This is a genomic window from Microbulbifer variabilis (assembly GCF_052467165.1).
Genome location: NZ_CP174301.1, coordinates 2069389 through 2082507, shown reverse-complemented (window position 1 = coordinate 2082507; position 13119 = coordinate 2069389). Strand labels below are relative to the sequence as shown.

Sequence of the window (13119 nt, the reverse complement as noted above, 5' to 3'; positions counted from 1 at the left end):
TTATTTTCCCCAGAGATCAGGGTACCAATATCCACGAGTGCAGAGGAGTTACACTGGTTTACTCATTCGAGGTGTTAATAATCAGTCGTGGTAACCCACTTTTCGGGCGAAGTCTTCCCAGGATTGCCAATTAAGCTCCTGGCTCTGCCACCTATTCTCTATCGGGTGGCCGATCCCCGGGCCTGGGGGTAATCCACTATCGGCGCCCGGCTGGGGGTGGCAGCTTTTGAGCTTGGTACGCACCCACCTCCCAGCATCTTCAGCGACGTTAGCGGCCAATCCCCAATGGTTTGGCCACACTGCAAGGAAGTTTTGCAGACCAAAATCGTCCAGTTGATACGGAGTGGGATACTCCAACTGCACCAACAGATCACCATCTGGCCCTGGTGCATCAGTTTTCCAGCCTGCATATACCGACCACTGGCAGCCCTGCGCCCAGGCCTCAAAGGCCACCATCGCACTGGAAAGGCGCTCAAAAGATGCACAAAGTAGATCATTCTCTATTTCTGGTGGGATGCACATATCGACAACACCCGCTTTGAACTTGGGAACTTCTGGGTTAAGTGTAAGAACCCAAAGCCCCTCCCCACCTTCCAGCGGGTGGTACATCACTATCAAGTCGATCAAGAAAGCTGAAACCGGGGGAATATTGGGACCGCGAGCCAAAAGCATATGCAGAGGCCGTACTAGCTGCGCATTTTGTACCTGCTCTTCTGCCACACCCAACTGCCGAATCACCTCTGCATTGCCCGCACCGCAGGCGGAAATCACAAGCTCTGGCCTTACTTCGCAAGAGCGGCCACCGATATCCAGGGTTACCTGTTCAATACCTGAGCCCGCGAGCTGAAATGATGCCAGCCGTCCACTATAAATATGTTTTCTCATGGGCTCGCTGACACTGAGGTAGGCTGCGGCTCCATCGAAAACAAGATCATCAGGAAATCTGAACCTGCGATTTGGTGGTAAACCGTCCGGATCAAAGATCTCCGGCAATTCCACCTCCTCTGAGGGAATAGCCGCTCCAGCCCAGTTACCTTCAACTGTCTTTAGAAAGTCTGGAGTCAGCGCTGCATGGAAATCTGTTATTCGACTATTCACACCGCTATTAGCAAGTTCTTTGTGCCAATGCTGCGCGGCTGTCCTATAAATCTCAGCAGCTTGGGGGTTCGCGGCGTTCCAACCAGAGGAGAAATAACCGTGGAAATGCAGAGATTCGGCATCACCCAACTCGTCATCGACCAGTATCACCGAATACTCTGGTATCAGCTGTCTCATCAGGGTTACTCCCTGAATCCCTCCACCAAGAATCAAAACATCAACAGGGATAGTCTGTGACATAGGTGAATCCATTTGAGTTGAAAGGAGTGGCCTCAATAAGCCTTTTAAACTCTCTGTTGCTGGGTAAATAGTAGCCTGCCCCCTCCCTATCAATACTGAGTTCCCGCCCTTCTTTCGGCCTATTACGAAGAATCTGTGAACTTAATGTGAAAAGTTCACCCCACTAGCAAATTAGTTAATCCGTTCCAGTTAACCCTCCGTAAAGAGGGGGTCGCTACGGCACTACAGCAGTAGTGACTGAACAAGCAATCAACAAGGAAGCGTAACTATGAATGGCTTTGCAAAAGGTTTGGGAATCGCTCTATTGGCTTTTGCTGCTCAGCTCTCTTGGGCAGAGGGGGATTCAGAGCTTGAGACAGTACCCTACGTGGATGTTCATCAGTATGTCGGTAAGTGGTACGAAATTGCCAGGCTTCCCCAGATATTCCAACCCGCATGCACCGCTGTAACCGCGGACTATGGGCTGAATGATGACGGCAGTATCAGCGTGTTCAACTTCTGTCGAATCCTGCACCCGAAATACGGGTTCCCTATTAGCGTGCAAGGTACTGGTGTTCCTATTGATGAAACCAATAGCAAACTTGCCATCTCATTCTTTAACGGCCAGTCCACTGGCGACTACTGGATATTGGAGCTGGACCCGAATTATCAGTGGTCACTGGTAGGTGATCCCGATCGCAGCAGCCTTTATCTCCTGAGTCGATCTCCCCAGCTGGATGAATCAATTATTGATGAGCTGCTTGATCTTGCTGTCACTAAGCATGGCTACAACATCGATCACATCATAATGACTAAACAGCCAGCACATTAGGCTCTCTTTCATTAGCGCGTGGGCTTCTCCTGCTCACGCGCCCCATTAATTTAATAAATTACATTAACTTTATTTAATTTATAATATTCATATAGTTACGATGTATATTGAAAGTAATTTATAGAAAATAAAGGCTTAATTTTCCCTGGCTACCAGACTGACAGGTGGCACCCTACCCCCAGGAAATAGTCCTCCCCCCCTGCAGAGAAGACAAACTTCCCGACTAAAAAATGATCAACCAAGACCCATCCTGCGGATAGCCGTATGGCTCATCAGCTGCCAATCGACTGGAGTTCTGTGGGTGCACTAAAACTGGAGCTCGAGAGGGGTGGCAGCAATCGCTGTCAGTTCAACACTATGTTTTACGCCCCAGTGCCCAGTTCCACTGGACACCCGCGCACCAGAAGATGTATCAGAGCGGGACTATTAGCTGATCAACCCTGCGGCTCTTTTCTGACGCCTCCCGGGAGTTACTCCAGTTGACGTTCAGCGTGTACAACCGGGCGGTCAGATAGATCAGATTGACTATTTAGTGGTCGAAGTCAGCAGTGATTATGGTGATGACCATACATATCTGTTGTTCATAATTGAGAAAAAATGCCCTACGCGACAAGAAAAAGGGAAATCTATTTTGCTAAATCTGCCCAAAGCGGGAAGGATCCATCTCTGAATAGAGGTATTTCATGCCCTTCGGAGCTTTCAGCCTTTATACTTGTCCTAAGCTATAGGTCGCCAAGCCATAAAGGCTGGCCTCCTATGAAGTAGGACGTATAAAGAGACTCCCTATGCTTACCAATCGGATCGCCGCACTATTTTCCGGCTTCTTGGTCATTGGCCTGCTTTCCACAACCGCTCTGGCAGAGGCCGAGCGCCTGGCTCCAGAAAAGGACCAGGGCAGCACCGCCAGAGAGATAGTCAGCAAACTCGAAATGCTGCACTACAACAAAATAAAGGTCGGAGACGAAATGTCAGAAGACCTCTGGAATGAATACATTGATGCTTTGGACCCCACCAAAAGCTACTTCCTCAACTCAGACATCAATGAGTTTCGTGAGTGGCAAACCAGGATGGACGACCAGTTGCGCGCTGGTGACGTAAAAGCGGGCTTTGAGATTTACAATCGCTTCCGCCTGCGCATGGGCGATCGCCTCGACAATATTTTGTCCCAACTGGAGAAAGGCCTCCCAGACTTTGACTTCACTCGCGATGAGTCACTGGAGCTTGATCGAGAGAAAAGTGAATGGCCGAAATCAATCAGCGCTGCCGATGACCTGTGGCGTAAACGCCTGAAAAGCAGCGTTCTGAACCTGCGTCTCACAGGAAAAACCGACGAGGAGATACGCGATCTTCTGGAGCGCCGCTATAAAGGCCAGAAGAAGCGTCTCGAGCAGCAGAATAGCGATGATGTATTTGAGCTCTATATGAACTCACTCACACGCCTCTATGATCCTCACAGTAATTACCTGTCCCCGCGCTCATTGGAAAACTTCAATATGAGCATGTCCCTCTCGTTGGAGGGCATCGGTGCTGTACTTCAGGCAGACGAGGAGTACACCAAGGTGGCCCGCTTGGTTGCAGGTGGCCCGGCTGATCGCACTGGCAAAATAAAGCCCAACGACAAGATCGTGGGTGTTGGCCAGGACAAAGAAGGTGAGATGGTCGATGTCGTAGGCTGGCGCCTGGATGATGTGGTTGACCTGATCCGCGGTAAGGCCGGCACTTTTGTTCGTCTCGAAACGATCCCGACGGGCGGTGACGGTACTCACAAGACCATCCTGATCAAACGCAGCAAAGTGAAGCTCGAAGATCAGGCGGCTAAGAAAGCTGTGTTTGAATTCTCCGACGGTAGCCAAAACTACAAGATTGGCGTGATCAACCTGCCGACCTTCTATATAGACTTTGATGCCTATCGCCGCCGTGACCCCAACTATAAAAGTACCACTCGTGATGTGGCCAGGCTGTTGAGTGAGCTGAAAGAGGAGAATGTCGATGGCATTATCCTCGATCTGCGCAACAACGGCGGTGGCTCGCTGCAAGAAGCCACCATGCTCACCGACCTGTTTATTGACCAGGGACCGGTGGTGCAGATCCGCCATGCCAATGAGCAAATTTCGCGGCATAACCGCTCACGCTCCCGTGCTATGTACCGCGGCCCGCTGATGGTATTGATCAACCGCCTGTCAGCTTCTGCCTCTGAGATTTTTGCCGGGGCTATCCAGGACTACAACCGCGGCCTGGTTGTCGGCAACCAGTCGTTCGGTAAAGGTACGGTTCAAACCATGGCACCTCTGAAAGAGGGACAGCTCAAGATTACCCAGTCCAAGTTTTACCGCGTATCCGGTGACAGCACCCAACACGCCGGGGTAAAACCGGATATCCCCATGCCACAGCTGATTGACGCTGAAAGCGTTGGGGAGAGCGCTTACGATACCGCTCTACCCTGGGATCGCATCCATGCCGTGCCTCATGCAAAGTACTTCAACCTGAAGACTCTGATTCCAAATTTGATGACCAAGCACAACAAGCGTACGGCATCTGATCCGGACTTTATCTTCCTGCGCGACCAGTTCGAATTTGAGAGCGAGCGCGCTGATAAGAAGTACCTTTCTCTCAATGAGGTAATGCGCGAACAGGAACGTGAGAACGTAAACCAGCGCCTGCTCTCTATGGAAAACCGCCGCCGCAATGCGAAGGGTCTTGAACCCTACGAGAATTTCGAAGCTTACGAAGAAAGTGAGTCAGAAGATGTCGCAGCTATCGGTGGTCCGGTTGAGATCAAGCTCGAAAAAGATCCAATCTTGAATGAAGCCGGCTATATAATGGCGGACTTTATCGGGCTAGCCACTAAGGCCAGCAAGGCCCCGCCTCAAGTAGCGAACTTCTAATTTGTAGCAGGTGCGCCTTGCGTGCCTGCTCCGCTAGTAACTCCAGGTCGGGCAAGCCCGGCCTTTTTTATTTTTGGGGGAATAAATGAAAGTCGTTTCCTTTAACGTCAACAGCATTCGTACACGCCTGCATCAGATGGAGGCACTGGTAGACAGCCATAAGCCGGACATAATCGGCTTGCAGGAAACCAAAGTTACCGATGAAGATTTTCCGGTAGATGCGATCCGGGACCTTGGCTATGAGCTGATCTACTTTGGCCAGAAAACCCACTACGGCGTCGCCCTACTCTCACGCCTTCCCTTTGTCGATCGAGAGTACGGCTTCCCCACTGATGATGAAAATGCCCAACGCCGTATGGTTATGGGTAAATTTGATATCGGTGGCAAGGAGCCGCTGACAGTGATTAATGGCTATTTTCCCCAGGGTGAAAACCGCGAGCATCCGGTAAAATTCCCGGCCAAGCAAAAGTACTACGCAGACCTTGATACCTTTTTGCAGACCACCTGCAAACCCAATGCTCCAGTACTGGTAATTGGAGATATGAATATTTCCCCCAGTGATCTCGACATCGGTATTGGCGAGCCCAATCGCAAGCGTTGGCTTCGCGACGGCAAGTGCAGCTTTCTGCCAGAGGAGCGCGAGTGGCTGCAGAAAATCGAGGCATGGGGATTGGTGGACACTTTTCGTGCACTTAATCCAGAAACTAACGATGTGTTTAGCTGGTTTGATTACCGCAGCCGCGGGTTTGATCGCGATCCCAAGCGTGGTCTGCGTATCGACCTGATCATGGCTAGCAACCCTCTCATGGAAAAGTGCATCGCTACTGGAGTAGATTACGATATACGCGCTATGGAGCGCCCTTCTGACCACGCCCCGGTTTGGGCCGAATTTAAGCTCTAACCACCTTCTAATGAAAACCGGGATCTGTTCCCGGTTCTTTTCCTCTTTGAATATATGATTTTCCATATATAATAGAAAGAGATAAAGCTGGCAGGTGCAACGCTGTGAAGAAGCGGGTTTTGTTTATCTGTGCTGGGAACTCAGCCCGATCGATTATTGCTGAGGCGCTACTGCGTTATCACTCCGGGGTCTTCTTCGAAGTTGCTAGTGCAGGTACCAGCCCAGAACCCGTGGATATTCGGGCAATCAGCGCCTTGAAACGCTTTGGGATACCCATACAAGGATTGTATTCCAAGTCTCTGGATGAAGTATCCAACCAGAGTTTTGACTTGGTGATTACCCTGTGTGACAAAAGCCAAAGAGAGTATGTACCTTCGCCCACCCATAGCAAAATAATCGCTTGGGACTTTGAAGACCCGGCCACGCGCCATTGCTTCAAGCCATTTTACACAACGGTGAGAGAGCTAAGCACTCGCATTAAATTGTTTGCCTTGGTGCAAACCAAAACTGCCAAAGCGGCCTGACAGAAGCCCGGGGAAAACTTTGAATCCAGTTCAGTTTTACAAGTGCCTTGCTGACGATACCCGCCTTCGCACCCTTCTATTAATCGCTTATGAAGGTGAGCTTTGCGTGTGTGAGTTGACCGCTGCCCTAGGCCTTAGTCAACCGAAAATTTCCCGGCACCTGGCCCTTTTACGCAGCGCGGATCTTTTACAAGACCGGCGTCAGGGACAGTGGGTTTTCTACCGTATCAATCCAGCTCTAAGCGACTGGACAAAAAATATCCTTCAAGACACTTTACAAGCAAACCAGCAGTTCATCGCCAAGGATCTACGGAATCTGTTCCAGATGGGGGAAAGGCCCGAACGTGCGAGTCTGTGTTGTTGATGGCCCTAACAGTACCCTATTAACTGTAAAAATTTGTCTGTATATATATGAATTTCCATATATATGGATTCAAGGAGAAATATAGATGACGATAAAAGTCGGAATCAATGGTTTTGGCCGTATTGGTCGATTGGTACTGCGCGCAGCATGGGACTGGCCGGACATAGAGTTTATTCAGATTAATGACCCCTCAGGCGACGCCCATACCCTGGCCCACCTCCTGAATTTCGACTCTGTCCATGGCCGCTGGCACAACACAGCGAAATCCACTGATCACACTATTGAAATAGATGGCCTCAAAGTAGCGTGCAGTGCGAATACCGAAATCTCCAAGACCGATTGGAGCCGCTGCGATCTTGTCATTGAAGCCTCTGGTAAAATGAAAACCTCTGCAATTTTGCAAGCGTACCTTGATCAAGGCGTAAAACGGGTGCTTGTCTCCGCTCCTGTTAAAGAGGCCGGTGTGCCCAATATTGTCCTGGGGGTGAATCAGCATATTTACGATCCCGACAAACACCCTATTGCTACTGCCGCTTCCTGTACCACTAACTGTCTAGCGCCAGTTGTGAAAGTCATTCACGAAAACCTGGGTATTAAACATGGCTCCATCACGACCATTCACGATATTACCAATACCCAAACAATACTTGATGCCCCCCACGCAGATCTGCGCCGGGCCAGGGCTTGTGGAGCCAGCCTGATCCCGACAACTACAGGATCAGCCACAGCTATAACTGCGATTTTCCCTGAGTTGACTGGCCGGTTAAATGGCCACGCCGTACGTGTACCCCTGGCAAACGCCTCGTTGACCGACTGCGTTTTCGAAGTCGAACGCCCCACCACAGCCGAGGAAGTTAACCTGTTACTGCAAACCGCCTCGAAAAGAGAGCTGAAAGATATTCTCGGCTATGAGGAGCGCCCTCTGGTATCGGTGGATTACAAAACCGACCCACGCTCCAGCATTGTCGACGCTCTCTCGACCATGGTGATCAATGGTACCCAGGTTAAAATTTATACCTGGTATGACAACGAGTGGGGGTACGCAAATCGTACCGCGGAACTAGCCCGGATGATCGGAAACATGGATCGCTGATTAAATCTGGGGAGCCTAGAAGCCAGCAATATTACAATATTGGTAAAGTTCATTTCGATGCAGTTACTTTCCTCTTTGCCCCTGCCAGTTCGCCAGTATTTGCTGGTAACTGGCAACTATTGGTCATTTACCTTGACCGATGGCGCCCTGCGAATGCTGGTGTTAATGCATTTCCACAAATTAGGCTATGCCCCGCTGGAAATCGCATTGCTCTTTCTTTTCTATGAATTGTTCGGGGTGATCACCAATCTTGTTGGAGGTTGGCTGGGTGCCCGCCTCGGCCTCAACCGCACCATGAACACAGGGTTAATGCTGCAGGTAATAGCTTTACTAATGCTGCTGGTACCCTCAAATCTGCTCTCTGTCCCCTGGGTGATGGGTGCCCAGGCCCTGTCAGGCATCGCCAAGGACCTCAACAAGATGAGTGCGAAAAGTGCTATCAAGTTGTTGCTCCCGGCACATGCCCAAGGTCCGCTCTACCGTTGGGTAGCCCTGCTTACCGGCTCCAAGAACGCCCTTAAGGGATTGGGATTTTTTCTGGGTGGGGTCCTGCTCGCTCTGGCGGGATTTCGCGGTGCTATCCTGATCATGGCCATATGCCTGGCAGGGGTTTGGATTCTCAGCAAGAAATTTCTACGCAGGGATTTAGGAAAGGCTAAAGCCAAGAAGCGCTTTCGCGACGTATTTTCCAAGAGCCGAGCAGTAAACGCCTTAGCTGCCGCTCGGCTATTCCTTTTTGCTTCCCGTGATACCTGGTTTGTCATTGCCCTGCCAGTTTTCCTGGCGAGCCAATTTGGCTGGGGGCATTGGCAGATAGGCACTTTCCTAGCGGTCTGGATAATCGGCTATGGAGCTGTACAAGCATTAGCCCCAAAAATCACAGCCAGTATTTCCCCGAAAGCCCCAGATGGCAGGACCGCCTTATACTGGTCAGCTGCACTGGCAATGGTCCCAGCAACAATAGCCTTGGCATTGCACTCCGGTATTCATCCCCTGCTTACAATCCTGTCGGGACTGATGGTTTTTGCCTTCGTATTCGCAATCAATTCCTCACTACACAGCTATCTGATTGTCTCCTATGCGCGAGAAGATGGAGTTTCAATGGATGTAGGCTTCTACTATATGGCAAACGCCATGGGGCGCCTACTTGGAACCCTATTGTCCGGGTGGATTTTTCAGATAGCAGGAATTGAAGCCTGCCTGATAATTTCTTCTATATTCTTAATGGCAACTGCGCTGATATCCCTGGCTCTGCCAAAACAGGGAGATGAAGATAGCCCTGCCGCCACTGTTGTCAGCTAAGTGCAAATTGATTCCTCAAAGCCGACTAATTCAGCAACGGGATAGATCCTTCCCGCTGAATCACAGCCAGTGATCATCACCAAGGCACCAAACAAAGTAACTTTTGATGTTATCTGGATCCAACTCCACATACATCCCCCTGCAAAACACAAGCTCCAGACTTGCTCTGGGCAAAATCAATCCATAAATCCGCAACTCTCCCAACGGATACCTAATCCATGGAAACTTTATTCATTAAAAGCCATTGAGCCTAAAAGGAAAGGACTTTATCGGGGCCAATTCTGACCAAGGAACAGTTGCCCCAACAGGCAATAAACCTGCAAGAGGGACACCTGGCGGATAAAGCTTCCACGTGTAGGGTAGGAAATCGGCCCGTATCTTTCCATGCCAAGTTAGCACCAATTTCTGCCATTGGCGGACATCAGCCTAAACTTCCCAAATCATCTACTCAGTGGGACTACTCCCTTCCCCGGCTATCTCTATCAATCGTCATACGTAATAGAGTTCGATCTTTCTTGATAAAGTGATGATACAAAGCGGCCAATACATGCCCGAGGATTAGCAGCCAAACCAGCCACTCACCCAAGACCTCCTTATGGATAAAGTCCACGGGCTCCTCAAATTGTTCAAAAGTCATACCAAGACCATTCTGTACCCATGAACCAAAGAGCCAAGTATCAGCAAACTTGGGGATTTCAAACAAGAAGAAGTAATCCGTGTTGACCCCCGTACCCAGATAGCCGGTCAATGGAGTGATGATCATTATCAGATATAAAGCAAAATGGCCAATATGTGCTGCTACATGTTCCAAGCGAGAGCCGGGCTCCAGTAATGGTGCTGGATTCATCAACCTCCATAAAATACGGAGAACAACCAGTGTACCTATGGTTACTCCAATAGACAGGTGAAACTGCAAAGCGACCAAGTTCTCAGGGGTTTCCTCTTGAGTGAACCATTGTCGATAGTAAACGCTGATATAGGAGCCAAGGAATAAAAGGGCAATGGACCAGTGAAGCCACTTGGCTATTGAGCCGTAGCTATGATCGCTGTTTCTAAGGGGCATCAATCACTACCTATCACAGAGTAATTCTCACAAGATAGTAGTTCGTACTACCCAATAGCAACTGGAGAATTTAGGACAAGATATTCAAATTTTTGAATAGATAGGAGCATCCAGTTCCTTCCCCACTCCCTGTTACCGTTCGCCAGCTATATAAGCCATTCATCCTACTTTTATCACAGGAAAAAAATCCGCCCCTAGAATGCCACTCATTCAGTGAAACAGCACAGGCAAAACACTTATGCAAATTCTGCAATCTGGAATAAATAGCGTTAAATTGGGATTAAAATCTCTTATCCTCGCTACAAGCCTATCTTCCACTTACGTCATGGCTGGAGGTATCGATGGTATCTGGAAAGCAACTTTTCAGATTGCTAATGAAGAAACGCTACCAGTAGTAATTCATATTGACCAAGAAAATGGCGATTGGACAGGCGTATTGGATAGCCCCTCCCAAGGTAAATATGGAATGGAGATGTCTACGTTAGAGATAAGATCGAATAGTATCGCATTCGAAGTGGAAGACTTACATATCAAGTATGAAGGTGCATACAATAATGACGTTGACCTGATCTTTGGTACCCTCACTCAAAGAAAATCATTGCCTCTAAACTTTAGAAGGGCAGCTGACGGTACCAGTGATACACCTAAAAACCGTCCCCAGACACCAAAACTTCCTTTTCCATACGCTGTCGAGGAGGTTAGTTTTAAAAATAAAACTGCCAATATCACCCTGTCTGGAACACTGACAAAGCCTACATCCACTGTTAAAGCAACTGCGGTTCTTATTAGCGGTTCCGGCCCCCAGGATCGGGACGAAACTCTATTCGGGCATAAACCATTTGCAGTAATCGCCGATTACTTGACACGCCAGGGTTACGCAGTCTTAAGGTATGATGACCGTGGAATTGGTGAGTCTACCGGGGATTTTTTTACGGCAACTAGCGCAGACTTCGCCAGCGATACCAGCGCTGCAGTTGACTACCTCAACAGCCGCAGCGATCTTCCCAAGGGCAAAGTCGGTTTAATTGGACATAGCGAGGGAGGCATGATAGCTCCCATTGTTGCCAGCAACCGTGAAGATATCGCATTTGCTATCTTGCTTGCCGGCCCAGGTGTTAAAATACCACAACTTCTCGTGGATCAGTGGTATAAGGATAGGAAATTTAATGGTTTAGATAAACAAAAGCTCAAAAAACTCCGCGAGTTAGACAAAGAAATTTTCAGCCTGATTAGCCAGCTAGAGGAGAAAGAGACTATCAGCGGGGAGATTCACCAACTCCTCCTCAAGAGCGCCAGACTCAAGGGAAACCAGGATGACGAACTGGAGGCAGAAGTTGAGCAATTAAAGAGGCAATACTCTACACCTTGGTTTCGGTATTTTCTCAAGTTCAACCCTGAGCCCTATTTAGAGCAAACAAAGGCCCCATTACTGGCTCTCAATGGCTCTCTGGATTTTCAAGTAAATGCGAAGATGAACTTGAACAATATGCATAGAGTTTTAAGCAGGACAGGTCACCCCGACTTTCAAACTTTCGAGCTCGAACAGATGAACCACCTGTTTCAAATTGCAAATAAAGGCTCCTCTTCTGAATATGCTGAAATAGAGGAAAGCTTCTCTCCAAAAGCCCTGAAGATAATGTCTTCATGGTTAAACGAGCGCTTTGGCTTAAATCCTTAGTAGTAAAATGCGGCTCCTGCTTAAGGAGCCGCATTGCCAATATGTAAAATTTTATGAAATTTCTCAGGTCCCCTACTCCAACAGCAAAATTTTTGACCTACCACTTTGGTGGCTGGTTAATATTCGCTTTGGTAAATACTTTTTCACTTGGATTACTTACCCAGCACAATTTTGAAAAAAATGCCATACAAGTAGCGACTGTAGTAATAAGCCTTGGCTTATCCACTTTATTCATCCGAGAAATCATATATCGTTTCGATCTTATCAATACAAGCTGGCGTAAGCAGTGGATATATTTCCTCACCACTTCAATCCCTCTTGGGTTCATATGCGCCTTTATTGCCATTGGCTTTGTATATGCATATTACATCCATGCCGGATACGCAGTTCCGCCATCTTTCTGGGGAACTGTTCTTGACAACTGGCTTTTCCTTGTCCTTCTTATGATCGCTTGGACTTTTATTTACATTACAACTGTTAATAAAGATCGATTACACAAAGCTGAGCAGGAAGCTATACAGCTCAAACTGCAGCTCAATGAAGTCAAAATGAGTGCCCTAATGGGACAGCTCAACCCCCACTTTCTTTTTAATGGCTTAAATAATATCCGCGCATTAATCCTAGAAGACGCTGCGAAATCCAGAGAGATGCTAACAAACCTATCTGGCTTGTTACGTTATACGTTAGTGGCTCATAAACAGAAAACGGTACCCTTAAGAGATGAGCTGGAAATTGTATCCCAGTACGCTGAGCTCTTAAAAATACAATATGAAGATCGTCTACGCTTCAACCTGGAAGTTGATCCGGCTTTAATGGAAGAGTCAATACCGCCACTTTTAATACAGTTACTTGCTGAGAATGCAGTGCGCCATGGAATTGATAAATCCAGGATGGGAGGTGAACTATTGATTAAAATTTTCAAAGAGAAAGACCATATATCGATCACAGTAACGAATCCTGGAACTTTAGAAAACCTTAACTCTGAAGTAACAACAACCGGTGAAAGGAAAGTCCAAAATACCGGACTTGGATTGATCAATATTAAAAAACGTCTATCTCTACAATATGGAAATAGAGCCTCCTTTAATCTACAACAACAAGGTTTACTAGTTGTTGCCCAATGTAGCATACCCTCTTCTGCTTTTTAACTGACGGTATAA

The 13119-nt window shown here is 48.2% G+C and carries 11 protein-coding genes; 9 read left to right on the top strand and 2 right to left on the bottom strand.

Annotation, left to right across the window (positions count from 1 at the left end; translation table 11 throughout):
* Positions 1-81: 81 nt before the first annotated feature.
* A complete protein-coding gene (locus tag ACJJIP_RS09350) occupies positions 82-1338 on the bottom strand; it encodes an FAD-dependent oxidoreductase (protein WP_444946733.1) in 1257 nt (418 codons plus the stop codon).
* Between the two features lie 268 nt (positions 1339-1606).
* On the opposite strand from ACJJIP_RS09350, the gene ACJJIP_RS09345 reads away from it, so the two are divergent.
* The 7 genes from ACJJIP_RS09345 to arsJ all read left to right on the top strand — a co-directional run bounded on the left by ACJJIP_RS09345 (position 1607) and on the right by arsJ (position 9218).
* The gene (locus ACJJIP_RS09345) at positions 1607-2149 is read left to right on the top strand and encodes a lipocalin family protein (RefSeq protein ID WP_444946732.1); all 543 of its coding nucleotides are present in this window, start codon (positions 1607-1609) and stop codon (positions 2147-2149) included.
* Between the two features lie 785 nt (positions 2150-2934).
* On the top strand, positions 2935-5034 hold the full coding sequence (locus tag ACJJIP_RS09340; RefSeq protein WP_020412860.1) for a carboxy terminal-processing peptidase: 2100 nt from the start codon (positions 2935-2937) through the stop codon (positions 5032-5034).
* A gap of 85 nt (positions 5035-5119) precedes the next feature.
* Positions 5120-5935, top strand: a complete 816-nt coding sequence (gene xthA / locus ACJJIP_RS09335) for an exodeoxyribonuclease III (RefSeq protein WP_020412861.1) — start codon at positions 5120-5122, stop codon at positions 5933-5935.
* A 104-nt stretch (positions 5936-6039) separates the two neighbouring features.
* Positions 6040-6459 carry an arsenate reductase ArsC gene (locus ACJJIP_RS09330; protein WP_353376228.1) on the top strand — a complete coding sequence of 140 codons (420 nt, stop codon included), beginning with the start codon at positions 6040-6042 and terminating at the stop codon, positions 6457-6459.
* Positions 6460-6478: 19 nt separating this feature from the next.
* Positions 6479-6823, top strand: coding sequence for a metalloregulator ArsR/SmtB family transcription factor (locus ACJJIP_RS09325; protein ID WP_020412863.1), 345 nt, complete (start codon positions 6479-6481; stop codon positions 6821-6823).
* Between the two features lie 85 nt (positions 6824-6908).
* Positions 6909-7916 carry an ArsJ-associated glyceraldehyde-3-phosphate dehydrogenase gene (locus ACJJIP_RS09320; protein WP_282953424.1) on the top strand — a complete coding sequence of 336 codons (1008 nt, stop codon included), beginning with the start codon at positions 6909-6911 and terminating at the stop codon, positions 7914-7916.
* Positions 7917-7973: 57 nt separating this feature from the next.
* Positions 7974-9218 carry an organoarsenical effux MFS transporter ArsJ gene (gene arsJ / locus ACJJIP_RS09315; RefSeq protein ID WP_444946731.1) on the top strand — a complete coding sequence of 415 codons (1245 nt, stop codon included), beginning with the start codon at positions 7974-7976 and terminating at the stop codon, positions 9216-9218.
* Positions 9219-9675: 457 nt separating this feature from the next.
* Here the strand turns inward: arsJ and ACJJIP_RS09310 are convergent, their stop codons facing one another.
* On the bottom strand, positions 9676-10281 hold the full coding sequence (locus ACJJIP_RS09310; RefSeq protein WP_444946730.1) for a cytochrome b: 606 nt from the start codon (positions 10279-10281) through the stop codon (positions 9676-9678).
* Positions 10282-10519: 238 nt separating this feature from the next.
* Here ACJJIP_RS09310 and ACJJIP_RS09305 point away from each other — a divergent pair, with 238 nt between their 5' ends.
* Both ACJJIP_RS09305 and ACJJIP_RS09300 read left to right on the top strand, forming a co-directional pair.
* Complete coding sequence (locus ACJJIP_RS09305) at positions 10520-11959, top strand: alpha/beta hydrolase family protein (RefSeq protein ID WP_444946729.1); 1440 nt, start codon at positions 10520-10522, stop codon at positions 11957-11959.
* Between the two features lie 92 nt (positions 11960-12051).
* Entirely contained in the window at positions 12052-13107 is a 1056-nt protein-coding gene (locus ACJJIP_RS09300) for a sensor histidine kinase (RefSeq protein ID WP_444946728.1), read from the top strand.
* Positions 13108-13119: the final 12 nt, after the last annotated feature.

Coding starts and splice junctions, on each gene's coding strand:
- ACJJIP_RS09320 (WP_282953424.1), top strand. CDS start 6,909: ATGACGATAAAAGTCGGAATCAATGGTTTTGGCCGTATTGGTCGATTG.
- arsJ (WP_444946731.1), top strand. CDS start 7,974: ATGCAGTTACTTTCCTCTTTGCCCCTGCCAGTTCGCCAGTATTTGCTG.
- ACJJIP_RS09350 (WP_444946733.1), bottom strand. CDS start 1,338: ATGTCACAGACTATCCCTGTTGATGTTTTGATTCTTGGTGGAGGGATT.
- ACJJIP_RS09310 (WP_444946730.1), bottom strand. CDS start 10,281: ATGCCCCTTAGAAACAGCGATCATAGCTACGGCTCAATAGCCAAGTGG.
- ACJJIP_RS09305 (WP_444946729.1), top strand. CDS start 10,520: ATGCAAATTCTGCAATCTGGAATAAATAGCGTTAAATTGGGATTAAAA.
- ACJJIP_RS09345 (WP_444946732.1), top strand. CDS start 1,607: ATGAATGGCTTTGCAAAAGGTTTGGGAATCGCTCTATTGGCTTTTGCT.
- xthA (WP_020412861.1), top strand. CDS start 5,120: ATGAAAGTCGTTTCCTTTAACGTCAACAGCATTCGTACACGCCTGCAT.
- ACJJIP_RS09340 (WP_020412860.1), top strand. CDS start 2,935: ATGCTTACCAATCGGATCGCCGCACTATTTTCCGGCTTCTTGGTCATT.